Source organism: Thiohalobacter sp. IOR34 (genome assembly GCF_030406045.1).
In the GTDB taxonomy this organism is placed as follows: domain Bacteria; phylum Pseudomonadota; class Gammaproteobacteria; order Thiohalobacterales; family Thiohalobacteraceae.
On record NZ_CP128988.1, the window covers coordinates 353,527 to 375,158 of the forward strand.

The 21,632-nt window shown below is 68.0% G+C and carries 23 protein-coding genes; 16 read left to right on the top strand and 7 right to left on the bottom strand.

Annotated features, from left to right (window positions below; all coding sequences use genetic code 11):
- Positions 1 to 22 precede the first annotated feature (22 nt).
- From QVG61_RS01675 to QVG61_RS01685, 3 genes are all read left to right on the top strand, one after another.
- Positions 23 to 709 carry an NrdJb gene (locus QVG61_RS01675; protein WP_289931582.1) on the top strand — a complete coding sequence of 229 codons (687 nt, stop codon included), beginning with the start codon at positions 23 to 25 and terminating at the stop codon, positions 707 to 709.
- Positions 710 to 729: 20 nt separating this feature from the next.
- Positions 730 to 954: a hypothetical protein gene (locus QVG61_RS01680; protein WP_289931583.1), complete on the top strand. Its 225-nt coding sequence runs from the start codon at positions 730 to 732 to the stop codon at positions 952 to 954.
- Positions 955 to 1,053: 99 nt separating this feature from the next.
- Positions 1,054 to 1,692: an alpha/beta fold hydrolase gene (locus QVG61_RS01685; protein ID WP_289931584.1), complete on the top strand. Its 639-nt coding sequence runs from the start codon at positions 1,054 to 1,056 to the stop codon at positions 1,690 to 1,692.
- Positions 1,693 to 1,707: 15 nt separating this feature from the next.
- On the opposite strand, the gene QVG61_RS01690 is transcribed toward QVG61_RS01685, so the two are convergent.
- Together QVG61_RS01690 and QVG61_RS01695 are read right to left on the bottom strand one after the other, a co-directional pair.
- Positions 1,708 to 1,953 (bottom strand): hypothetical protein, encoded by a 246-nt coding sequence (locus QVG61_RS01690; RefSeq protein ID WP_289931585.1) that lies wholly within the window; start codon positions 1,951 to 1,953, stop codon positions 1,708 to 1,710.
- Between the two features lie 186 nt (positions 1,954 to 2,139).
- The gene (locus QVG61_RS01695) at positions 2,140 to 2,319 is read right to left on the bottom strand and encodes a hypothetical protein (RefSeq protein ID WP_289931586.1); all 180 of its coding nucleotides are present in this window, start codon (positions 2,317 to 2,319) and stop codon (positions 2,140 to 2,142) included.
- A gap of 383 nt (positions 2,320 to 2,702) precedes the next feature.
- On the opposite strand from QVG61_RS01695, the gene QVG61_RS01700 reads away from it, so the two are divergent.
- The 3 genes from QVG61_RS01700 to QVG61_RS01710 are packed head-to-tail and all read left to right on the top strand — an operon-like array spanning position 2,703 to position 5,522.
- Entirely contained in the window at positions 2,703 to 4,370 is a 1,668-nt protein-coding gene (locus QVG61_RS01700; protein WP_289931587.1) for an AAA family ATPase, read from the top strand.
- Entirely contained in the window at positions 4,370 to 5,050 is a 681-nt protein-coding gene (locus tag QVG61_RS01705; RefSeq protein ID WP_289931588.1) for a general secretion pathway protein GspB, read from the top strand. The genes QVG61_RS01700 and QVG61_RS01705 overlap by 1 nt, the downstream gene beginning before the upstream one ends.
- 1 nt (position 5,051) lies before the next feature.
- Positions 5,052 to 5,522, top strand: a complete 471-nt coding sequence (locus QVG61_RS01710; RefSeq protein WP_289931589.1) for a TerB family tellurite resistance protein — start codon at positions 5,052 to 5,054, stop codon at positions 5,520 to 5,522.
- 84 nt (positions 5,523 to 5,606) lie between these two features.
- On the opposite strand, the gene QVG61_RS01715 is transcribed toward QVG61_RS01710, so the two are convergent.
- On the bottom strand, positions 5,607 to 6,002 hold the full coding sequence (locus QVG61_RS01715) for an HU family DNA-binding protein (protein WP_289931590.1): 396 nt from the start codon (positions 6,000 to 6,002) through the stop codon (positions 5,607 to 5,609).
- 420 nt (positions 6,003 to 6,422) lie between these two features.
- Between QVG61_RS01715 and QVG61_RS01720 the strand changes: the two genes are divergently transcribed.
- The 3 genes from QVG61_RS01720 to QVG61_RS01730 are packed head-to-tail and all read left to right on the top strand — an operon-like array spanning position 6,423 to position 13,292.
- Positions 6,423 to 12,047 carry an SUMF1/EgtB/PvdO family nonheme iron enzyme gene (locus QVG61_RS01720; protein WP_289931591.1) on the top strand — a complete coding sequence of 1,875 codons (5,625 nt, stop codon included), beginning with the start codon at positions 6,423 to 6,425 and terminating at the stop codon, positions 12,045 to 12,047.
- A gap of 31 nt (positions 12,048 to 12,078) precedes the next feature.
- The gene (locus QVG61_RS01725; RefSeq protein WP_289931592.1) at positions 12,079 to 12,954 is read left to right on the top strand and encodes a PfkB family carbohydrate kinase; all 876 of its coding nucleotides are present in this window, start codon (positions 12,079 to 12,081) and stop codon (positions 12,952 to 12,954) included.
- The gene (locus tag QVG61_RS01730; RefSeq protein ID WP_289931593.1) at positions 12,951 to 13,292 is read left to right on the top strand and encodes a Rieske (2Fe-2S) protein; all 342 of its coding nucleotides are present in this window, start codon (positions 12,951 to 12,953) and stop codon (positions 13,290 to 13,292) included. Before QVG61_RS01725 ends, QVG61_RS01730 begins: the two co-directional genes overlap by 4 nt.
- 61 nt (positions 13,293 to 13,353) lie before the next feature.
- Here the strand turns inward: QVG61_RS01730 and QVG61_RS01735 are convergent, their stop codons facing one another.
- The 3 genes from QVG61_RS01735 to QVG61_RS01745 all read right to left on the bottom strand — a co-directional run bounded on the left by QVG61_RS01735 (position 13,354) and on the right by QVG61_RS01745 (position 14,966).
- The gene (locus QVG61_RS01735; protein WP_289931594.1) at positions 13,354 to 13,557 is read right to left on the bottom strand and encodes a hypothetical protein; all 204 of its coding nucleotides are present in this window, start codon (positions 13,555 to 13,557) and stop codon (positions 13,354 to 13,356) included.
- A gap of 395 nt (positions 13,558 to 13,952) precedes the next feature.
- Entirely contained in the window at positions 13,953 to 14,621 is a 669-nt protein-coding gene (nfi, locus tag QVG61_RS01740; RefSeq protein ID WP_289931595.1) for a deoxyribonuclease V, read from the bottom strand.
- A 57-nt stretch (positions 14,622 to 14,678) separates the two neighbouring features.
- Entirely contained in the window at positions 14,679 to 14,966 is a 288-nt protein-coding gene (locus QVG61_RS01745; RefSeq protein ID WP_289931596.1) for a DUF6763 family protein, read from the bottom strand.
- A 143-nt stretch (positions 14,967 to 15,109) separates the two neighbouring features.
- Between QVG61_RS01745 and QVG61_RS01750 the strand changes: the two genes are divergently transcribed.
- Positions 15,110 to 15,472, top strand: a complete 363-nt coding sequence (locus QVG61_RS01750; RefSeq protein WP_289931597.1) for a hypothetical protein — start codon at positions 15,110 to 15,112, stop codon at positions 15,470 to 15,472.
- Between the two features lie 22 nt (positions 15,473 to 15,494).
- Positions 15,495 to 16,292 (top strand): co-chaperone DjlA, encoded by a 798-nt coding sequence (gene djlA / locus QVG61_RS01755; RefSeq protein ID WP_289931598.1) that lies wholly within the window; start codon positions 15,495 to 15,497, stop codon positions 16,290 to 16,292.
- On the opposite strand, the gene QVG61_RS01760 is transcribed toward djlA, so the two are convergent.
- Positions 16,283 to 16,750 (bottom strand): CopD family protein, encoded by a 468-nt coding sequence (locus QVG61_RS01760; protein WP_289931599.1) that lies wholly within the window; start codon positions 16,748 to 16,750, stop codon positions 16,283 to 16,285. The genes djlA and QVG61_RS01760 overlap by 10 nt on opposite strands.
- A gap of 140 nt (positions 16,751 to 16,890) precedes the next feature.
- On the opposite strand from QVG61_RS01760, the gene QVG61_RS01765 reads away from it, so the two are divergent.
- From QVG61_RS01765 to QVG61_RS01785, 5 genes are all read left to right on the top strand, one after another.
- The gene (locus tag QVG61_RS01765; RefSeq protein WP_289931600.1) at positions 16,891 to 17,628 is read left to right on the top strand and encodes a hypothetical protein; all 738 of its coding nucleotides are present in this window, start codon (positions 16,891 to 16,893) and stop codon (positions 17,626 to 17,628) included.
- A 208-nt stretch (positions 17,629 to 17,836) separates the two neighbouring features.
- A complete protein-coding gene (gene rpe, locus QVG61_RS01770) occupies positions 17,837 to 18,526 on the top strand; it encodes a ribulose-phosphate 3-epimerase (RefSeq protein WP_289931601.1) in 690 nt (229 codons plus the stop codon).
- Between the two features lie 157 nt (positions 18,527 to 18,683).
- The gene (locus tag QVG61_RS01775) at positions 18,684 to 19,343 is read left to right on the top strand and encodes a phosphoglycolate phosphatase (protein WP_289931603.1); all 660 of its coding nucleotides are present in this window, start codon (positions 18,684 to 18,686) and stop codon (positions 19,341 to 19,343) included.
- Positions 19,344 to 19,463: 120 nt separating this feature from the next.
- Positions 19,464 to 20,945, top strand: coding sequence for an anthranilate synthase component I (gene trpE, locus QVG61_RS01780; protein ID WP_289931605.1), 1,482 nt, complete (start codon positions 19,464 to 19,466; stop codon positions 20,943 to 20,945).
- Between the two features lies 1 nt (position 20,946).
- Complete coding sequence (locus tag QVG61_RS01785; RefSeq protein ID WP_289931606.1) at positions 20,947 to 21,531, top strand: aminodeoxychorismate/anthranilate synthase component II; 585 nt, start codon at positions 20,947 to 20,949, stop codon at positions 21,529 to 21,531.
- Positions 21,532 to 21,632 lie beyond the last annotated feature (101 nt).

Consider the following 21,632-nt stretch of genomic DNA (forward strand, 5'->3'; position numbering starts at 1 on the left):
GACGCCAGCAGAGGGTTTCTAGATGATGATCAAGATCGACCAGAAGATTGTGGATTACGGTGTCCTCAAGGATGAGCCGGAAACCGAGGCCGCCGAGGCGGTGGAGGAGGAGAAGGTCGTCCATCTGCACGAGAAGCTGGAGCGGCCCGAGATGCTGCTCGGTTCGACCTACAAGATCAAGACGCCACTTTCCGAACATGCCCTGTATGTCACCATCAACGACATCATTCTCAATCCGGGCACCGAACATGAACTGCGGCGCCCCTTCGAGATCTTCATCAACTCGAAGAACATGGATCACTTCCAGTGGATCGTCGCCCTGACCCGTATCATCTCGGCGGTGTTCCGCAAGGGCGGCGACGTCACCTTCCTGGTGGAGGAGCTGCGTTCGGTGTTCGATCCGCGCGGCGGTTACTTCAAGCGCGGAGGCAAGTACATGCCCTCGCTGGTGGCCGAGATCGGCGATGCCATCGAATGTCACCTGCGGATGATCGGCATGCTCAGGGACGAGGGGCTGGACGAGCACCAGCGCAAGCTGGTGGAGGAGAAGCGCGCCCAGTTCGAGGCGGCGGCGAACAGCGCCGGGCAGGCCGCAGCCCAGGACTTCCCCGAGGGGGCGCAGTTGTGCCTCAAGTGCAATACCAAGGCCGCGATCCAGATGGACGGCTGCCTGACGTGCTTGAACTGCGGCGATTCGAAATGCGGCTGAGCGAGGGACGGACAAGGATCATGTTGTTGCAGCAGATGCCGATACCGGGCTACTGGTATACCAATATCGTGGGCCAGCTGGTACAGGTGCGCGCGGTGCTCTACGCGGGCAGCCAGGTGCGCCGCGTGGTGCTGGAATACGCCAATGGCAAGCGCGACTTCCTCGATCTCGATGGCTGGTACTACCTGGATCTCGCCCTGCATGCGCCGCGTCTCGAGCGCCGCGGGCAGGTGCGCGATCTCTGAAATCACGGTGCAACGGGGTTCCCCCCGGCCGCTGGCTTCGCGTCCGCCTGAGTGGGGCAGGCCGCTGCGGGCGGGCTTTCCACTCCCCACAGAGCGCAGATGAACTGCAGCACGGGCAAGACCCGTTTCGACGGTCCGGTCGGCCCCCTGCAGGGGCGGATCGACTGCCCGCCGGATGAACCCTCGGCGCTGGCGGTGATCGCCCATCCCCATCCCCTGTATGGCGGCAGCCTCGACAACAAGGTGGTGCATACCCTGGCCCAGACCCTGAGCGCTGCCGGGGCGCTTGCCCTGCGTTTCAACTTCCGCGGGGTCGGAGAGAGTGCCGGTCACTATGCCGAGGGCAGGGGAGAGCAGGCGGATCTGCTGGCGGTGATCGAGCAGGGCCGGCAGCGCTGGCCGGGTCTGCCGCTCTGGCTGGCCGGTTTCTCGTTTGGCGCCTATGTCGGCCTGGCGGCGGCCGAGCAGGCTGCGCCGGCACGACTGATCAGCATTGCACCGCCGGTCAATCTGTTTCCCTTCGCAGGCCTACAGGCGCCTGAGGGGGCGGCCTGGCTGGTGCTGCAGGGGGCGGAGGACGAGATCGTGCCGGCCGTGCAACTGCGTGCCTGGCTGGAGGGGCTGGCGGTACGGCCGGCCTATGTCGAGCTGCCCGGCGCCGGCCACTTCTTTCACGGCCAGATCAACCGGCTGCGCGAGGCGCTGTCGGCCTGGCTGGCGTCGCCCGCCTTGGTGTAATAGGCGGGTCAGGGGTCAGCCGGCGTCTTGCTGGGGAATGCGCTCGGCGCGGATGGTGTGCTGGGCCAGCCATTTGAGGATGTCGCGGCCGCTGAGCAGAAAGGGGTTGAACTGGACCCGCAGCTGGGAGGCGCCATCCAGCTGCACGGCATGGACGCCGTCCATGTTCGCCAGCCCTTCGGAGAGTCTGGTCGTTTCCTGATCCGACAGGCGATTGGCAATCCGCAGCCGGATATCCACCCGGATATCTGTGTCGTCCATGTCTGCCCGTATTGTTGGTTGGTGTTTTTCGGGGCCTGGCCAGGCGGTCGTCATCAATGGCCCTCTGCCGACGCCGTCTGTTGGCCGGGCGACATTGTGGCGAAGCCGCGCCGTGATGTACAGCCTGTTGCGCCAGGGATTTCGCTCCGCAGGGTGGATCCCGGGTGCAACAGGTGGGTTGATCCCTCAGTGGCGGTACGCCTGTGACGAGGCAAAGCGGAACAGGGCGTCGACCGAGTCGAAGGTCTTGGGCAGGGTGTGGCCGTTGATGATGGCGGTCCAGTAGGCCGGCAGGCTGCCCCCCTTGTAGACCGGGCGGGCATAGACGCTCTGTCCGGCGATGATGCGGTGTACCATTGCATTCATGGTGTCCTCCTCAGCGTTTATTCGGTTCTTGTGTGCTGACGGGCGTTACCTGGAAAGGTCGCAAACTTTGTGCCTGCCCGAAAAATTGCCTTCAATTTCAGACTGATATTGCGGGTCTGGGGCCTGTCTGGCGGTCCCGGGCCGGCAAAATTGTAAGCTATGCTGACAGTTCAGGGAAAGGGTAGGGCCGCTCTCGATCCCAAGTTGTTGAAATTCATTTGGTTTCGTTCGCGCGCTTCAAAACGTGGGGTGTCGGTCCTCTTTACGTTCGCCGCCCTCCCCGTGCTGTCTGCCCTGCTACGGTTGTCTTTGCCGGCGGATGCCATCAACATGCCGCAGTGGCCTGTTCCATGAGACGGCGCCTGACGCCAGCGGAAGCCTAGATGTATGCAGACTATTTCGGCCTGACCGGTCGGCCCTTCTCCATTGCCCCGGACCCGCGCTACCTGTATCTGAGCGAGCGCCACCGCGAGGCGCTGGCCCACCTGTTGTACGGCATCGGTGAGGGCGGCGGTTTCGTCCAGCTGACCGGCGAAGTGGGGACCGGCAAGACCACGCTGTGCCGGGCCCTGCTGGAGCAGATTCCGGACCACGTCGACGTGGCCCTGATCCTCAATCCGCGGGTCAATGCCCTGGAGCTGGTGGCCACGGTCTGCGACGAGCTGGGCATCGACTATCCGCAGGACGGCGACAGCCTGAAGCGGCTGATCGATGCGCTCAACGCGCATCTGCTGGAGACCCATGCCGCCGGACGGCGCACCGTGCTGATTGTCGACGAGGCTCAGAACCTCAGCACCGAGGTGCTGGAACAGCTGCGCCTGCTGACCAACCTGGAGACAGCCGAGGCCAAGCTGTTGCAGATCATCCTCATCGGCCAGCCGGAGCTGAAGCAGTTGCTGGAGCGCAACGAGCTGCGCCAGCTCGCCCAGCGCATCACCGCCCGCTATCACCTGGAGCCGCTGAGCCGTGACGAACTGCGTGCCTACGTCCGCCACCGCTTGCGGGTCAGCGGCAATGCCACGGAGCTGTTCAGCCCGGCCGCTCTCGACGAGTTGCAGCGGCTGAGCGGCGGCATCCCGCGGCTGATCAACATCCTCTGTGACCGTGCCCTGCTCGGTGCCTATGTCGAGGAACGGCCGAAGGTCGATCGGCGCATCCTGCGCCGGGCGGCCGCCGAGGTTCTGACCGAGCAGCCGCTGGGCGAGGGCCGCTCGCGGCTCTGGTGGCTGGCCGCGCCCCTGATGCTGCTGCTGGTCGGTGCCGCCGCGCTCTGGCAGGGTGGTTCCGAGGCACCGGCGGTCGCCACCGGGCCGCCGCTCGAGGCAGCGAACGATGTCGCACCGGCCCCCGGGCGGCCGGTCACGGAAGCGCCCGTCGTGGCCGCTGTGGACGAGCCGGGCCAGGCCGCCGGCGGCGCGCCGGCCGCTGCCCTGCAGACGCGGCTTGCCGCCCTCGACGACAGTGCCGGGCTGCAGGCCTGGGCCGCCCTGTTCCGGCGCTGGCAGCTTCCCCTGCGTCTCGACGGCCCCGCGCCCTGCGAACAGGCCGAGGCGCTCGGCATGCGTTGCCTGCAGCGCAGCGGCAGCTGGTCGCAACTGCTCAGCTATGACCGGCCGGCCATCCTGCAGCTGGTCGACGCGGCCGGCCGACGGGTGCCGGCGCTGCTGCTGACGGTCGACGGCGAGCGGGTCGAGCTGCAGATCGGTGCCGAGCGCCTGTGGCTTCCCCTGCAGGTCCTGCAGGCCCACTGGTATGGCGGCTACACCCTGTTGTGGCGTCCGCCGGTCAAGAGCGAGGTGCTGCAGCCTGGCAGCCGCTCGCCGGACGTGCTCTGGTTGCGCCGCCAGCTGCAGCGCATCGAGGGCGAGGCACCGCCCGCCGAGCGTCCCGAGGCGTTCGATGCCGCGCTGGCGGAGCAGGTGAAGCGTTTCCAGGCCAGCCGGGGACTGCTGCAGGATGGTGTGGTCGGTGCCCAGACCCTGATCCATCTCAATGCCGCCGATCCGGACCAGTCACCGCCGCGGCTGCAACCCGTCACGGAGGCCGGTTGATGTCCTACATCCTGGAAGCGCTGAAGAAATCGGAACGCGAGCGCCGCCTGGGTCAGGTTCCCCAGCTGGATACACCCCAGCAGTCGCTGCCCGCGGCGCCGGCCCGGGCGCGCTGGCCCTGGCTGGTCGGCGGCCTGTTGCTGGTGAATGCCGCCGCCTTCACCTGGCTGCTGCTGCGGCCGGTACCGCCGGCCGTGGAGGAGCCGCAGTTGCCGCTGGCGGCTGCGCCCACCGCCGCCGCGCCTCCGTCCAGGGTGCGGCCCATGCCGCCTGAGCCCATCGAGAGCCCGGCGCCCGCGCCGCAGGCGCGAGCGGCAGAACCGGCGGTTCCCGAACCCGCGCCTTCCTCGCCGCCGCGCGGCCAGGTCACCTTTGCCACGGCGCCGCTGGACAAGCCGCCGGGACAGCCCGGGTCCGCCCCTCTGCCCGAAGAGCCACGCGCCAGCGCCGAGCCGCCGCTGTGGCGGGAGATGCCGGAGGCCTTTCGTCGGCGGGTGCCGCGACCAGCGCCCGAGGTGCATGTCTACGCCGAGGCAGCGGAGCGGCGTTTCGTGATGATCGGTCTGCACAAGTACCGGGAGGGCGAGCGGCTGCCGGGCGGGCTGCGGCTGGAGACGATCACCCCCACCGGCATGGTGTTGCAGGCCGAGGGCCGGCGTTTCCGCGTCGAGCGTCAGTAGCATGCTGAACGTCATCCGCCAGTTCTTCGAGCGCAGTATGCGTCCCGGCCTGGACGGTGGCGGCGAGGCGGGCGGGCATGCCCTGCGGCTGGCGACCGCGGCGCTGCTGATGGAGGTGTTGCACGCCGATTTCGAGGAGCAGCCCGTCGAGCGGGAAACCGTGGCCCGGTTGCTGCGCCAGCACTTCGGGCTGAGCACTGCCGAGGCGGAGGAGCTGCTGCGGCTGGGTGAGCAGGAGGCCCGGGAGGCCAGTTCGCTGTTCCAGTTCACCGCTCTGATCGACAAGACGTTCAGCGTCGAACAGAAGACGGCCGTGGTGGAGCTGATGTGGCGGGTGGCCTTCGCCGACCGGCGGCTGGACAAGCATGAGGAATATCTGGTGCGCAAGGTGGCCGATCTGCTGCACGTGCCGCATCGCGCCTTTCTGCAGGCCAAGCTGCGTGTCCAGGAGGCGCTGGATTCCGCGGGCTGAGGCGTCGTCCGTGGTGGGCCGCAGAAAAAAACGGCCGGCAGCGGTATCCCGGCTGCCGGCCGTCGTTTCTGGCGAGGGCGTCTGTCAGACCATATCCTTGAGGCCCTTCAGCGGCGTCACCTTGACCACGTTGCGGGCCGGTTTCGCCTTGAATACCGTCTCTTCACCGGTGAAGGGATTGATGCCCTTGCGTGCCTTGGTGGCGGGCTTGCGCACCACCTTGATCTTGAGCAGGCCCGGGACCGAGTAGAAGCCGGGGCCGCTGCGCTTGCTGAGGTCGCGCTTGATCAGCACGTTCAGGGCCTCGAACACGGCACCGACGTCTTTCTTGGTCAGGCCGGTCTTGTCGGCGATGAAGGCGAGGGTTTCGGATTTGGTAGTGGGTTTCTTGACCGCCGTTGCAGCCGTCTTCTTCTTCGCGACCTTCTTCTTGGCCGTCTTCTTAGCAGTTTTCTTCGCAACTTTCTTTTTCGCAGCCATCAAAAATGCTCCTCTGTAGCAGCCTGAGTGGGTGAACTGGCGCTGGATAAGATAGCATAATAATCCCGCAGGGGAAGCGTTTTACGCTTTTATAGCAGTCTTTTCCCGCGTTTCGTGTTCTCGCTGACGGTTCCCCTGGAGTGGGCTGCGATCCACGTCCCGCCGCTCCCGTTACCCAGTTGCGAAGCGACACCACCGGCTGTCCACGCCGGCGGTCCCTGCGAGGTCGTCCGTTCGAGCCTCCTGCCGGCACTTCCGCGGGTGGTCCGGGGGCTTTCACACACGGCGGGACGCATCTCAAGCAAAGCCGGATCCTGGCCGATACCCCGGCATGGCAAACGCCGATCCCCTGTGCGGGGCGAGGGGTCAATTGTGCTGATTCTGGGTGGTTAGGTCTGCATGACTGCGGCAAAAAAAATCTTGGATAAAAAGACGTTACAGAACCTTGTTCCCTTCAATGCCCTGTCGCCCATGCACTTCAACGAGGTGGCGCAGAAGACGGTAGTGGAGGAGGTCGCGGCAGGTCGCTACCTGTTCAAGGAAGGGGATCGCGACAATCAGTCGGTCTATGTTCTCAAGGGTGAGGTCAGCCTGCTGTCCGGCGGCGAGGTGGTGGGCAGCGTCAGCGGCGGCACCGAGGCCAGTCTGCACCCCATTGCCCACAAGCAGCCGCGTCAGGTGTCGGCACGCGCCGTCGGCAAGGTCACGGTGGCGCGTATCGACTCCAGCTTCCTCGACATCTTCCTGACCTGGGACCAGTCCTCCGGCTACGAGGTCGCCGAGATCGACGACGACGACGACGACGACTGGATGACCAAGATGCTCCAGTCGCAGGCCTTCCTCAAGCTGCCACCGAGCAACATCCAGCGCCTGCTGATGAGTGTCGAGTCCTGCCCGGTCAAGGCCGGTGACGTGATCATCGAGCAGGGCAGCGAAGGCGACTACTTCTATATCGTCAAGACCGGGCGCTGTGTCGTCACCCGCCGGCCCTCGGCCCGGGCACGCGAGGTGAAGCTGGCAGAACTGTCAGACGGTGACGCCTTCGGTGAGGATGCGCTGGTCTCGAATGCCAAGCGCAATGCCAGTGTCACCATGATGACCGATGGCATGCTGATGCGTCTGGCGAAGAAGGATTTCATCGAGCTGCTCAAGGAGCCGCTGGTCAACCGGCTCGATTTCGCCGCTGCCGAGCGCCTGGTCAAGGACGGCGAGGGCGAGTGGCTGGACGTGCGCCTGCCGGGCGAATTCGCAAATTCCCATATCGAGGGCGCGCGCAACATCCCCCTCTCCGCACTGCGTCTCGAGCTGGAGCAGCTCGACAACAGCCGCAAGTACATCGTCTGCTGCGACACCGGTGGGCGCAGTGCCAACGCCGCCTTCCTGCTCAGCCAGCGCGATTTCGACGTCTATGTACTGGACGGCGGCCTGGGCGGGGTGCCGGCCGAGGCGCTGAGCGGTGACGCCATCGCCGGAGCCGCGGCCCCTCAGCCGGCGCCTGCCGCGAAACCCGCCACCGCCGAGGTGGTCGAGCTGGTCCCCCCGGAGGACAGGGACGAGGCGGCGGCCGCGCCGCCAGGCGCGGACCTCAAGGCCAGGATCGAGACCCTGCAGGCACGTGAAGGTGAGCTGCAGGCGGCGGTCGAGGAACTCAGGAGCCGCAATCAGACGCTGGAAGGCGAGATCGAGAAGCTGCAGGCGGCGGCGGGCGAACAGCAGCAACTGCTGGAACAGCGGTTGCAAGACCTGGAGACGGCCACCGAGCTGGCCGGCCAGCGGGAGCAGGAGATCGAGCTGCTGCAGCAGAAACTGCAGGCGCTGCGTGCCAGCAGCGAGGCCGCGGTCGAAGGCCAGGCCGGGCGGGTGGCCGAGCTGGAGGCCGCCCTGGCCGAGGCACGGGCGGCCCAGCAGGACGCCCTGCAGGCACTGCAGGCAGAGGGCGAGGAGCAGGCCGCCAGCCTGCAGGCGGAGATCGAGGGGCTCAGGACCGAGCTGGCCGCTGTCGCCGAGACGCGTGATGGCCTGCAGGCCAGCCTTGCCGAAGAGCGCAAGGCCTTCGAGAGCCGTCTGGGCGGCCTGCAGAGCGCCCTGGACGAGGCGGCCGCCGAACGCGAGCGGCTGGAGGCCGACCTGGCGGCAGCCCGTGAGGCGGCCGAGGAGGAACGTGACCAGCTGCAGACCCGGGAGGCGGAGGCGCGGGCCGAGATCGAGGCCCTGCAGCAGCAGCTGACGGCAGTGGCCGAGGACCATGCCACTCGGTTGGCCGAACTGGAGGAGCAGCGCACCGAGGCCGACCAGGCCGCGGCCGCTCTGCAGGCGCGGATCGATGAGCTGCAGGCTGCCCGGCAGCAGGCGGAGGAACGCGCCGCGGGCCTGGCCGGTGAACTGGAGGCGGCCCAAAGCCGCATCCAGGCCCTGGAAGCCGACGTCGGTACCCAGGTGAACCGCCTGCAGTCGGAACTCGATGCCCTTGGCGAGGCCCTGGAGGCGTCCCGCAGGGCACGTGACGAGATCGAAGCCGAGCGCGATGCCCTGCAGGCACGGGCCGGCGAACTCGAAGAGCGACTGGCCGAGGCGGAGGGTTCCAGCCGAGCCCTGGGCGAGGAACGCCAGGCCCTGCAGAGCCGCCTGGACGAGCTGGAACAGCGCCAGGCCGATGAGGCGGCGCAGCGTGCGGCGCTGGAGCAGAAGCTGCAGGCCGCGGGGGAGACCCTGGAGGCGACGCGGTCCGCCCTGCAGGCGGAGACCGCTACCCTGCAGCAACGCCTCGCCGAGAGCGAAGCTGAACGCAGTCGGCAGGACAGCGAACTGGAGACCCTGCAGACCCGGATCGAGGCGCTGGACCAACAGCGCGCCGAGTCCGAGGCAGGCCGGCAGGAACTGGAACAGCAGCTCGGTGAGCTGCAGGCCCGGCTGGCGGAGGCCGATGCGGCACGTCAGGCGGCCGAGAGCGAAGGCCGCACGCTGCTGGCCGAGGTGGAGCGGCTGCAGCTGCAGCTGGCCGAAACCGGCAAGACCGGCAGCACCCTGTCTGCCGAGCTGGCCGAGCTGCGCAGCCGGCTGGCCGAGAGCGAAGAGCGCCATGCAGCGGCCGAGGCAAAGGCCGGCGAGCTGGCGTCCCGGCTGGGTGCTTCCGAGTCTGCGCGGGACGAGGCGCGGGCCGCGCGCAACGAAGCCGCGGCGCAGCTCGAATCCCTGCAGGCGGAGATCGAGGGCCTGCAGCAGGCGCTGACGGCGAAGGACGAGGCCGAGGAGGAATTGGGCCGCCGCCTCGAGACCCTGCAGGCCGAGCTGGAAGCCAGTCGGCAGGCACGGGACGAGGCCGAGGCCCGGCATGAGGAACTGCAGCAGGCGAAGGCGTCACTGGCGGCACGCCTGGCCGAGTTCGAAGAGGCGCAGCAGGGGCTGACGGCCGAACTCGAGAGCCTGCGTGAACGGTTGCTGACGGCCGAGGAGCTCGCCGAGAGCCGGGGCCGGGAACTGGACGAGGCGCAGCGCCGGGTACAGGCCCTGGAGGCGCAGCGAACGGAGGCGGAGGTGGCCAGGGCCGAGCTCGGCGCGCAGCTGGAGACGCTGCAGGCGAGCCATGCCGATCTGGAACGGCAGGCCGCCGACGACGCCCGGGCCGCGCAGGCCCGGATCGAGGATCTTCAGCTCCGCCTGACGGCGGCCGAGCAGCAGGCCGCGGCGGTCGAGGCGCGGCATGAGACGCTGCAGGCGGAACTGGACGAGGCCCGCCGGCAGGCCGAGGCCCTCGAGGCCCGCCTGGAGGCAGGCGAGCAGCAGCGCGTCGAGGCCGAGAGCCGGGGAGAGACATTGCAGGCCGAGCTGGCCGAGGCACGCCGGCAGATCGAGGCCCTGACGGCCCGGCTGGAGGGGGTCGAGCAGCAGCGTGACGAGCTCGAGGCCGGTCGGCAGGCGCTGCAGGCCGAACTGGCCGACGTCCAGCAGCAGGCCGAGACGCTGCAGGGCCAGCAGGCGGAAGAACTGGCCCGGCTGCAGGCGGCGCTGGAGGTGGCGGCCGGCCGCGAGCAGGCCCTCGAGGCCCGCCTGGAGGCGCTGCAGCAGGAATCCGAGGCGGCACTCGAGAACGCGGACCGTGAGCGCCAGGCCCTGGAGCAGGCCCATGCCGAGGCGCAGGCCCGCTGGACGGCCGAGACCGCGGCGCAGCGCCAGGATCTGGAGGCCACCCTCGAGCAGCTGCAGGCGTCCCTGGAGGACAGCGAACGACGCCTGGCCGGGTTGCAGCAACAGCTCGATGAGCTGCAGACGGAACGTGATGCGGCGCGTCAGGCCCGGGACGAGGCCGAGGCCGCGCTGGAACAGCAGCGGCAGGAACTGGAGGAGGTGCGATCCCTTTCCGCCCGTGAGCGAGAGGCCACCGAGGCCACCGAACAGGCGCTGCGCAAGGAGCTGGAGGTGGTGCGCGCCTCCCTGGCCCGCGAGCAGGCCGCACGCGAGGGGCATCCGGACGGCGAGGGGGAGGTGCTGGAGGCGCGGCGGGCCGAGGCCGAGGCCCGGGTTGCCACCCTGGAGGCAGAACTCGAGGCGCTGCGTGCCGCCAGCGAGGAGCAGGAACACGGGTTGCAACGGGCCCGTCAGCAGGCCGAGGACGCTGAGGAGGAGCGCGACCAGTTGCGTGAGCGCCTGGCCCAGGCCGAGGCCGAGGCCGCCGAACAGCAGCGTCAGCAGGCGAGTGAGCTGGAGGCGCTGCGGGCCGCCACCCTGGCGGACGTTGAGGCGCTGCGTGCCGAGATGACGCGTCTGCAGGGCGAACTGGAGACGGCCCGTGCCGGCGAGGCCGACGAAGCCGAGCTGGAACGGTTGCGCCTGCTGCTGGACGAGGCGCGCGACGAGGCGGCGCGCTATCAGGATGAACTGGAGCGGCTGCGCCGCGAGGCGGCGGCGCCACCCCCGGCATCGCCGGGCGACGAGCTGCAGGTGCTGCGCCAGGAACTGGAGCTGATCCGCAACCAGGTCGGTGAGGCGGTGCAGAGCCGGGATCAGGCGTTGAGCGAGGCGGAGCAGCTGCGCCGGCAGCTGGCGGCCGGCCAGCCGGTGGCCGCCGTGACCGAGGCCGAACCCCGGACCGACGCCGGGTCCGCCGCGCCGCGGCGGGGCGGGCTGTTGCTGGGGTTGCTCGGCGGCCTGCTGCTCGGTGCCCTCGCTGCCGGTGGTTTCCTCTGGTACGACCAGCAGTCGGCTGCGGTCGATGCCGCCACGCCGGCGCCGGCGGCTGTGCCCCGGAAAGAGGCTGCGCCGGTCCCGCGGCCTCCCCAGCCGCGTCCCAGCCTGCCGGCGGTGGAGCGGCCGCCGCTCGGCAAGGTCTTCCGTGACAGCCTGTCCGACGGCTCCGCCGGGCCGGAGATGATCACCATCGCCGCCGGCCGCTTCACCATGGGCAGCGGCAGCAACTCGCTCGAATTCGACGAGCGTCCGCGGCACGAGGTCGAGATCGGCGCCTTCGCCATGGGGCGGCACGAGGTGAGTTTCGAGGAATACGACGCCTTCGCCAGGGCCACCGGACGACCGCTGCCGGTGGACAATGGCTGGGGGCGTGGCCGGCGTCCGGTGATCAATGTCAGTTGGGAGGACGCCGTGGCCTACACCCGCTGGCTGAGCGAGCAGACCGGTCACGAATACCGGCTGCCGACCGAGGCCGAATGGGAATACGCCGCCGGCCACGGGGCGCGGACCCTCTATTGGTGGGGCAATTCCCTCGGCGAGGGGCAGGCCAACTGCTTCAACTGTGGCAGTGAGTGGGACGGCCGGATGACGGCACCGGTGGGCAGTTTCGCCGCCAACGACTTCGGCCTGTTCGACGTGGCGGGCAACGTCTCCGAGTGGGTGCAGGATTGCTACCACCCTTCCTACGAGGGGGCGCCGGTCGACGGCAGCGCCTGGACGGAGAGCGGTTGCATGCGCCGGGTGGTACGCGGCGGTGGTTTCAACAGCGCCGGCAACACCCTGCGCCTCAGCAAGCGCGGCCAGCAACACGTCGGAAGCCGGATGGACGATCTGGGGTTCCGCGTGGTGAGCGTCCGCTGAGGCCGCCGCAGCCTCTGCTACACTGCGGGCCATGGCCTGCATCCTCGCCGTCGGCATCGCCACCCTGGATATCGTCAACCGGGTTCCGGCCTATCCGCCGGAGGACAGCGAGCTGCGTGCCCTGGACCAGCGCCTGGCGCGCGGCGGCAATGCCACCAACAGCCTGGTGGTGCTCGCCCGGCTGGGTCACCGCTGTCGCTGGGCCGGGGTGCTTGGCGATGGCCCGGAGGCGGGGCTGATCGAGGCCGATCTGGCCGCCCATGGTGTCGAGACCCGCGACTGCCGGCGTCTGGCCGGGCGGCGCATGCCCACCTCCTGCATCCTGCTCAGTGCCGCCAGCGGTTCGCGCAGCATCGTCCATTATCGCGACCTGCCGGAATACCGCAGCGAGGATTTCGCGCGGATCGATCTGGCGGGCTGCGACTGGTTGCACTTCGAGGGCCGGGCGCCGGAGGAGACGGGCGCCATGCTGGCCGATGCCCGGCGCCGCGCGCCTTCGGTGCCGCGTTCGCTGGAGATCGAGAAGCCGCGGCCGGGCATCGAGGCCCTGTTTGGCGAGGCCGAGTTGCTGATCGTCTCCCGGGCCTTCGCCGAGGCCCGTGGCCTCGGCTCGGCGCGAGCCCTGCTGCAGAGACTGCGGGAAGGTTGTCCTTCTGCAGATCTGGTCTGTGCCTGGGGGGCGGCGGGGGCGGCCGCCTGGCCGCGGGGCGGCGACTACCTCTGGGTGGATGCCTGCCGGCCGCCGCGCGTCCTCGATACCCTCGGCGCCGGGGATGTCTTCAACGCCGGCCTGATCGACGCACGGCTGCGTGGCCTGGACTGGCCGGCGGCCCTGGCGGCCGCCACCCGGCTGGCCGGCGAGAAGTGCGGACGCATCGGCTTCGACGGCCTGGGGCGGGGTGCATGATCGCCTGGCGCCGTCTGTGCCGGCTGGATGCGCTGGACGATCCCGGTGCCCGGGGGTTCACCATCCGCCGCGACGGCCGGCCGACCGACATCTTCGTGGCGCGCCGCGGGACCTCGGTCTACGGCTATGTCAATCACTGCCCGCATGCCGGCAGCCCGCTGGATTGGGTGCCCGAGCAGTTCCTGAGCCTCGACCGCCGTCACATCCAGTGCGCCACCCATCATGCCCTGTTCGAGATCGACAGCGGCGAGTGCCTGGCCGGACCCTGCGCCGGGCGTGGCCTGGAACCGGTATCGCTCTCCCTGGAGGATGGCTGGGTGCTGGTGGAGGAAGACTGAGGCCATTCCGGCCGCAGGCCGGCTGCGGCATTCATGCGCGGCACACGTCCTGCTCGGCGAGTCAGTCCTCCGCCTGGGCGTCGACGAAGGCGCCGGCGTCCACCGCGGCGAGGGAGGGCGGAAGGCCGGGGCGGTCCGCCGGGGCCGCCAACTCGATCGGCTGGAGCTGCAGTTCCAGACCCCTTCTTTCCTGCCGCGGCGGCGTCTGCCGAGGATCCTCGCCCGCGGCCGGGCTGCCCGTCGTCATGTCGAGTACCAGAATCATGTGGCACCTCCTGTCGGCGGGGCGCGGTGGCGCCCTCTGATGAGCTTAACGGCGTCCTGGGATAGAGGTTTAGCCCCGATATTGCACCAAGGATTCGATGCTCAGGGCGAATCCGGCAAAGCAGGCTGGCCGATCATGCGCGCCCGCGGATATTGCCCAGTCGCGGCCTGGAGGCCGCTCCTACCGGGCGTGGCGGCACAATATGTTGTAGGAGCGGCCTCCAGGCCGCGATACCCGGGGTCAATCGAACAGGCACAAGCCGTACCCCGCTGCGAGAACCCGTTTGCGAGCCGCCCGGGATGCGCAGCCAGAGTCGGCCTGACCTCGAATCCTTGGTGCAATACCCGGGTTAGTCGCGCCGGCCGTTTTTCAATGCCGGAAGCCCGGTCCGGGATTCAGAGGCGGGCGACCGAGGCCAGGTGGTGGGCGCGGCGGGTGGTCTCCGGCAGCCGGTAGCGCGGGGTGCAGGCGAGCACATAGTGGATGGCGGTCGGCAGGCTGATGCGGTGACCGATGGAGACGAACAGTGGACGGGTGCCCGGGCGGGTGCGCAGCACGGCGCCGATCAGCTCGCCACGGTCGGTCAGCGGGCTCCAGGCACCGCGTTCCTGGGCGGGTGGCTCGTAGTCGCCGATCAGCCGGCTCTTGGCGACGCCGATGGTGGGCAGGTTGGTGACCACGCCGAGGTGGCAGGCGAGGCCGAAACGTCGCGGGTGGGCGATCCCCTGGCCGTCGCAGAGGATCAGGTCCGGTGGCGTCTGCAGCCGGTTGAGGGCGTCGAGCAGGGCCGGTACCTCGCGGAAGGACAGCAGCCCCGGGACATAAGGGAACTCGGTGGGGCGGCGGATGATGCTCTGTTCGAATGGCTCGAGGCCGGGGAAGTCCAGCACGGCCACGGCGGCGCGGGTGATCCGGTTGCGGTCCTCGAAGCCGATGTCGGCGCCGGCCACCCGCCGCACCGGCCCCAGCCGGTCCTCGCGAATCACCTCGCGGGCCAGTTCGTCCTGGATGCGGCGGGCGTGGCCGGGACTGACCTTCCAGGGATGGGGGGCGATGAACGGCATGCTGTTGTGGCGGCGCCCCCTCTCCGCCGGGGGTGGCCGTCTGGCGGGGCTCGGTCCTCAGTCGAAGCTGTCCAGCGGGTTGCCGCGGGCGTCGTTGCTGTGCAGATCCAGGTCGACGCCGTAGTCGTCACGTTCGATGTCCAGCGAGCCGGACCAGTCCTCGGGCGGTTCGATGGCGTCGATGTCGAGTTCCCGCCAGCTGTCCATGTCCAGCTCCTCGACGGTGCCGTCGAAGTACTGGATCTCCAGCGTTTCGTCGTCCTCGTCGTAGGCGACGATCTCGAAGTTGTCGCCGCTGGGCGTACGGTACCAGTCGCCGATGCGCGGTTCGTATTCAGTAGCCATGCCCGTTACCTCCGAGATGGCAGTGGGTTACCATGTCGCAAGGAGCCTGCCCCGTGGGGCCTGACTATGGTTATAGGAGCTTGTCGGGGGCAGCGCAAGTCAAGCAAGACCCGCGCCACGCAGCGGCGAGCCGGAGGGACTGAATGAAGGTTGTCGTCGTCGATGCCGCCCATCTGCCGGGGGCGGTCGATTTTCCCATGTTGGACATGGACAGATTCGGCTGGGAGCAGTATCCGCAGCTGGAGGGTGAGGCCCTGCGCGAACGCTGCTGGCGGGCCGATGTGGTGGTGTCCCTGGCCACGCCGCTGACCGCGGCCGATCTCGAGGCCATGTTCAAGCTGCGGCTGGTCCTGGTCGCGGGTGAACTCCCGGTCGATGACGAGGCTGCCGCGGCGCGCGGCATCGAGCTGGTGCGCCTGGCAGGGGTCGACTGGGCCAGGCCGGACCAGGCGGCGGTCTTCTGCCGGGACGTGGTGCAGGCCATCGAGGCGCGTCTGCGCGGCTGAGCGCGATGGGAGGCGGCGGATCATGAACTGGTGGGGGAAACTGGTCGGTGGCGCCTTCGGTTATCTGCTCGGCGGGCCGCTGGGCGCGTTGCTGGGGGCGGCCCTCGGGCATCGCTTCGACCAGGGGCTGAGCGGCCTGGAGGCGGCCGGGCCGGGTGACCAGGAGCGGGTGCAGACCGCCTTCTTCACCGCCAGCTTCGCGGTCATGGGGCATATCGCCAAGGCCGATGGCCGGGTCTCCTCCGACGAGGTGGCCATGGCCGAGCAGATCATGCGCCGCATGAACCTCTCGGCCGAGATGCGGCGCACCGCCATCCGCCTGTTCAACGAGGGCAAGGCGGCCGACTTCCCGCTCGACGAGGTGCTGGAACAGTTCCGCCGCGAGTGCCATCGGCGGCGCAATCTGCTGCGCATGTTCCTCGAGATCCAGCTGCATGCCGCCTATGCCGACGGCCGGCTGGAGGCCAGGGAGGCCGAGTTGCTGGCCCATATCTGCCAGCGACTCGGCATATCCCAGCTGGAGTTCCGGCAGATCGAGGCGCTGGTGCGCGCCGCCCACGAGTTTGCCGGCGGGGCACGCCAGCCCGCGGGGCCGCCGCCGGCTGACCGCCTGCAGCAGGCCTATGCCGTGCTCGGCGTCTCGCCCGGGGCGAGCGATGCCGAGGTGAAGAAGGCCTACCGCCGGCTGATGAACCAGCACCACCCGGACAAGCTGGTGGCCAAGGGGCTGCCGGAGGAGATGATCGAACTGGCCACGGAGAAGACCCAGGAGATCAAGGCGGCCTACGACACGGTACGCGCCGCACGCAATCAGAAATAGCGCCCGCCGCTGCCGATGACCACCACCAGCAGACCGAGCAGCAGGTTGGTGCCGACCACCTTGCGGATGGTGGCCAGTTCTGCGGCCGCCGCCGGCCAGTCGCCCTCGATCACCCGTCGCTTCATCTGCCGGAAGGGCAGGAAATAGATATAGACATAGAGGACGATCATCAGCCAGCCGATGCCCTGCATCAGGTGCACGTGCAGACCGACGGCGCCCATGCCGCCGAACACCGCGAAAACCATCCAGTAGCCGGTCGCCGGCAGCAGGATCACCGCCAGCCATACCCAGGGGAAGAAGCGGCTGAAGACGCCGATCCACAGTGGCAGGCGCTGCGGCGGCTCCAGCCGGGCCACGGCCACCGGGCGCAGCACCTGGTGGGCGAAGAACATGCCGCCGACCCAGACCAGGGCGGCGAGCAGGTGGAGGCTGATGGCAATCGGCAGAAGATTCGACATGCTGGACCCTCGGGATTCCGTTGAAGGGGGAAGCGCTTGCGGCGCTATCCTACCCTTTCCGCGGGCGGAGTCCACCGTGCACGGGCGAGCGGCTGTCCGGCTGGCGCCTGCCGCACGGCTTTGTTAGGGTTCGAGCCGTCATGATGTTCTATCCCCGCAGCCGGATGACCCGTTTCGTGCTCCTCTTCGAGGGGCGCACCGGAAGCAGCTACCTGATCTCCAGTCTCAATGCCCATCCCCGGGTGCTGGCCCTCGAGGAGGAACTGCGCCGTTTCAAGGCGGAGGGCCATGCCGCCCAGGCGCGCTGGGTGGAACAGGCGCTGCGGTTGCCGCTGCTGGGCCGTCGCCTGAGCCGTGGCTTCAAGACCAAGCTGCGGGACATCGCCGAGCCGCAACGCTTCGCCGAGCTGTTGCGGCAGCAACAGGTGCGCATCCTCTACATGCGTCGGCGCAATCGCATCAAGACCGTCGTTTCCGCCCTGCGCTCGCGCATGCTCAAGGAGAAGACCAATCAGTACAATGCCTACCGGCCGGAGGAGCGGCTCGGTCCGGTGGAGATCCCCCTTGACCAGTTCGACCGCCTGCTGATCCAGCGCGAACGGCTGGACGCCGAGCTGGATGCCTTCGTCGAGGGACTGGGACTGCCCACCCTGCCTCTGTTCTACGAGGACATCCTGCTCGACGAGGACGGTCTGCTGCGGAGGCTGTACGCCTTCCTCGGGGTGCCGCCACGGCGCACCCGGGGGGTCAGCTTCAAGAACACCAGCGACGACCTGCGCCAGTCGGTGCTCAATTTCGATGCCCTGCGGGCGGCCTATGCCGACACCGCCTATGCAGCCATGTTCGACGAGGTGCTGGTGGAGGAGGCCGACGCTTGAGCCTCCTTGCGCCGCGAATCTGAAGAATATCCTGTTTATTCATCGTGTTGCGATTCGCTGGCGGGTCGTGCCCGGTGTCTCCCGGTTACGTCCCTGCGCCGCGAGAGGTTAAAAATCCGCGCCTGATAGGGTACAGTGCGCAGCCTTGAGCCGCGCCGGACGCCTGCTCCGGGCCTTTTTCAGCAACGACTTTCGGGAGTTCCAGACCATGGCGGACAATCTGATCGCACCCTCCATTCTTTCGGCCGATTTCGCGCGTCTGGGCGAAGAGGTGGACAACGTCCTCAAGGCCGGTGCCGACATCGTGCACTTCGACGTCATGGACAACCACTACGTGCCCAACCTGACCATCGGCCCGCTGGTCTGCGAGGCCCTGCGCAAGCATGGCGTTACCGCGCCCATCGACGTGCACCTGATGGTCAAGCCGGTGGACCGCATCATCCCCGACTTTGCCAAGGCCGGCGCCACCTACATCACCTTCCACCCGGAGGCCTCCGAGCACATCGACCGCAGCCTGCAGCTGATCCACAACGAGGGCTGCAAGGCCGGTCTGGTATTCAATCCGGCCACGCCGCTGGACTATCTGGACTATGTCATGGACAAGGTGGACATGATCCTGATCATGTCGGTCAACCCCGGTTTCGGCGGCCAGAGCTTCATTCCCAGTGCCCTGGACAAGCTGCGCGAGGCGCGCAAGCGCATCGATGCCTCCGGTCGCGACATCCGCCTGGAGATCGACGGCGGCGTCAAGGTGGACAACATCCGCGAGATCGCCGAGGCCGGTGCCGACACCTTTGTCGCCGGTTCCGCCATCTTCGGTGCCGCCAAGGAGAGCGACCCGAATCACTACGATTCGGTCATCAAGGCCATGCGCGACGAACTCGCCAAGGCCGGCTGAAAAAAACCATGAGTCATGGCCACGAAATCCGCAAAACCCACGGAAAGGGTTGTTGCGGCGCACGCGCTTTGCGCGGCGCCGTGAAACAACAAGATATTTTCGTGGGTTTCGCGGATTTCGTGGCCAATTTTCGGAGGGCAAGGTGAAAAGGCCGGCAATGATATTGATCGACGTGGACGGGACCCTGGTGGATTCGGTGCCGGATCTCGCCTTCTGCGTCGACGAGATGATGCAGCGGCTCGGCCTGCCGCCGCATGGCGAGGCGAAGGTGCGCGACTGGGTCGGCAACGGCGTGGAGCGGCTGGTGCGCCGGGCGCTGATCGGTCGGCTGGAGGGCGAGCCGGACCCGGCCCTGTTCGAGAAGGCCTATCCGATCTTCCTCGAGCTCTATGCCGAGAACACCAGCAAGCGCAGCCGGCTCTATCCCGGGGTGAAGGAGGGGCTGGACTACCTGAAGGCCGGCGGTTATCCACTGGGTTGCGTGACCAACAAGGCGGCCCGGTTCACCGAGCCGCTGCTGCGCGATCTCGGCATCGCCGACTATTTCCGTATCGTCATCAGCGGCGACACCCTGCCAAAGAAGAAGCCGGACCCGCTGCCGCTGCTGCACGCCGCCGAGTTCTTCGGCGTGCACCCCGCGGATGCGCTGATGATCGGCGACTCGGTCAGCGACGTGAAGGCCGCGCGTGCCGCCGGTTTCCAGATCGTCTGCATGAGCTACGGCTACAATCATGGCGCCGATATCCGTGATTCCAACCCCGATGCTGTGATAGATTCACTGGACCAGATCCAGGGCCTGCTGGAAGCGGCGGCCTGAGAACAGTCCGGATACCGAAGAGATGAGAGACCTGCACGTCCATGACACGCGATGGTGGTACTGCTGCTGAGCGTCATTGCGCGTACTTTTCGTGTCCGTCTTTTCTCTCCGAGGTGAATCATGGATTCCCCCCAGTTCCAACAGCTGACTGAGCAGGGCTACAACCGCATCCCCCTGATGCGCGAGGTGCTGGCCGACCTCGATACCCCGCTCTCCACCTATCTCAAGCTGGCCGACGGCCCCTATTCCTACCTGTTCGAATCGGTGCAGGGCGGCGAGAAGTGGGGCCGCTATTCCATCATCGGTCTGCCGGCGCGCAGCGTGCTGCGGGTCCGTGGCCGGCGGATCGAGCGTCTGCTGGACGGTGCCGTGGTCGAGCAGCTCGAAGTGGAGGACCCGCTGGCCTGGATCGAGACCTTCCAGCAGGGCTTCCGGGTGCCCGAGGTCGAGGGTCTGCCGCGTTTCACCGGCGGCCTGGTCGGCTATTTCGGTTACGACACGGTGCGCTACATCGAACCGCGGCTGGCGGTCTGCGCCAAGCCGGACCCGTTGGACAACCCGGATATCCTGCTGATGGTCTCCGACGAGGTGGTGGTGTTCGACAACCTGAGCGGCAAGCTCTACGTCATCGTCCATGCCGACCCCGCCGAGGCGGATGCCCGGGCGCGCGCCGAGGCGCGGCTCGACGAACTGGTGGCGCGGCTGCGCCGCGAGACGCCGCGTCCCGCGCCCCTGCCGCGCAGCGCCGTGGCCGAGGAGGACTTCGTCTCCGGTTTCACCCGAGAGGGCTTCGAGGCCGCCGTGCGGCGCTGCAAGGACTACATCGTCGAGGGCGACGTGATGCAGGTGGTGATCTCGCAGCGTCTGTCGATACCCTTCCATGCCCGGCCGCTGGATCTGTACCGCGCCCTGCGCAGCCTCAACCCCTCGCCCTACATGTTCTATCTGAACCTCGACGACTTCCATGTCGTCGGCTCCTCGCCGGAGATCCTTGCCCGGCTGGAGGATGGCGTGGTCACGGTGCGGCCGATCGCCGGTACCCGGCCGCGTGGCCGCGACGAGGCCGAGGACCGGGCGCTGGAGGCGGACCTGCTGGCCGATCCCAAGGAACTGGCCGAGCATCTGATGCTGATCGACCTGGGCCGCAACGACGTCGGCCGGATCGCCGAGATCGGCAGCGTCGAACTGACCGAGAAGATGGTCATCGAGCGTTACTCGCACGTGATGCACATCGTCTCCAACGTGCAGGGCCGGCTGAAGCCGGGGCTGTCGGCCATGGACGTGTTGCGCGCCACCTTCCCCGCCGGCACGGTGAGCGGCGCGCCCAAGATCCGCGCCATGGAAATCATCGACGAGCTGGAGCCGGTCAAGCGCGGTGTCTATGCCGGTGCCGTCGGCTATCTGGCCTGGAACGGCAACATGGATACCGCCATCGCCATCCGTACCGCGGTCGTCAAGCATGGCCAGCTGCACATCCAGGCCGGCGCCGGCATCGTCCACGATTCCGTGCCGGCAAAGGAATGGGAGGAGACCATGAACAAGGGGCGCGCCCTGTTCCGTGCCGTGGCCCTGGCCGAGGCGGGCCTGGAGGGGGGGGTATAGCATGCTGCTGATGATCGACAACTATGACTCCTTCACCTATAACCTGGTGCAGTATTTCGGTGAGCTGGGTGCCGAGGTGCGGGTATTCCGCAACGACGAGATCAGCCTGCAGGAGATCGAGGCGCTGGCGCCCGAGCGGCTGGTGATCTCGCCCGGCCCCTGCACGCCGAAGGAGGCCGGCATCTCGGTGGCGGCGATCCAGTACTTCGCCGGCAGCATCCCCATCCTTGGCGTGTGCCTGGGCCACCAGAGCATCGGCCAGGCCTTCGGCGGACGGATCGTGCATGCCGGTCGGATCATGCATGGCAAGACCTCGCTGATCCATCACCAGGATCTGGGCGTGTTCCGCGGCCTGCCCAATCCCCTGCAGGCAACGCGCTACCATTCGCTGGTGATCGACAAGGCCAGTCTGCCGGATTGCCTGGAGATCACCGCCTGGACCGAGGACGAGAGCGGTGACCTGGACGAGATCATGGGCGTGCGCCACCGGGAGCTGGCGGTGGAGGGGGTGCAGTTCCATCCGGAATCCATCCTCACCGAGCACGGCCACGACATGCTGCGGAATTTTCTGGAGTATGAGAGATAGCCACGAAACCCACGAAAGGGATCTTGGGTTTCACGGCGCCGCGCGCAGCGCGTGCGCCGTAAAGGTTTTGTCCGTGTTTTCCGTGGATTCCGTGGCCATGA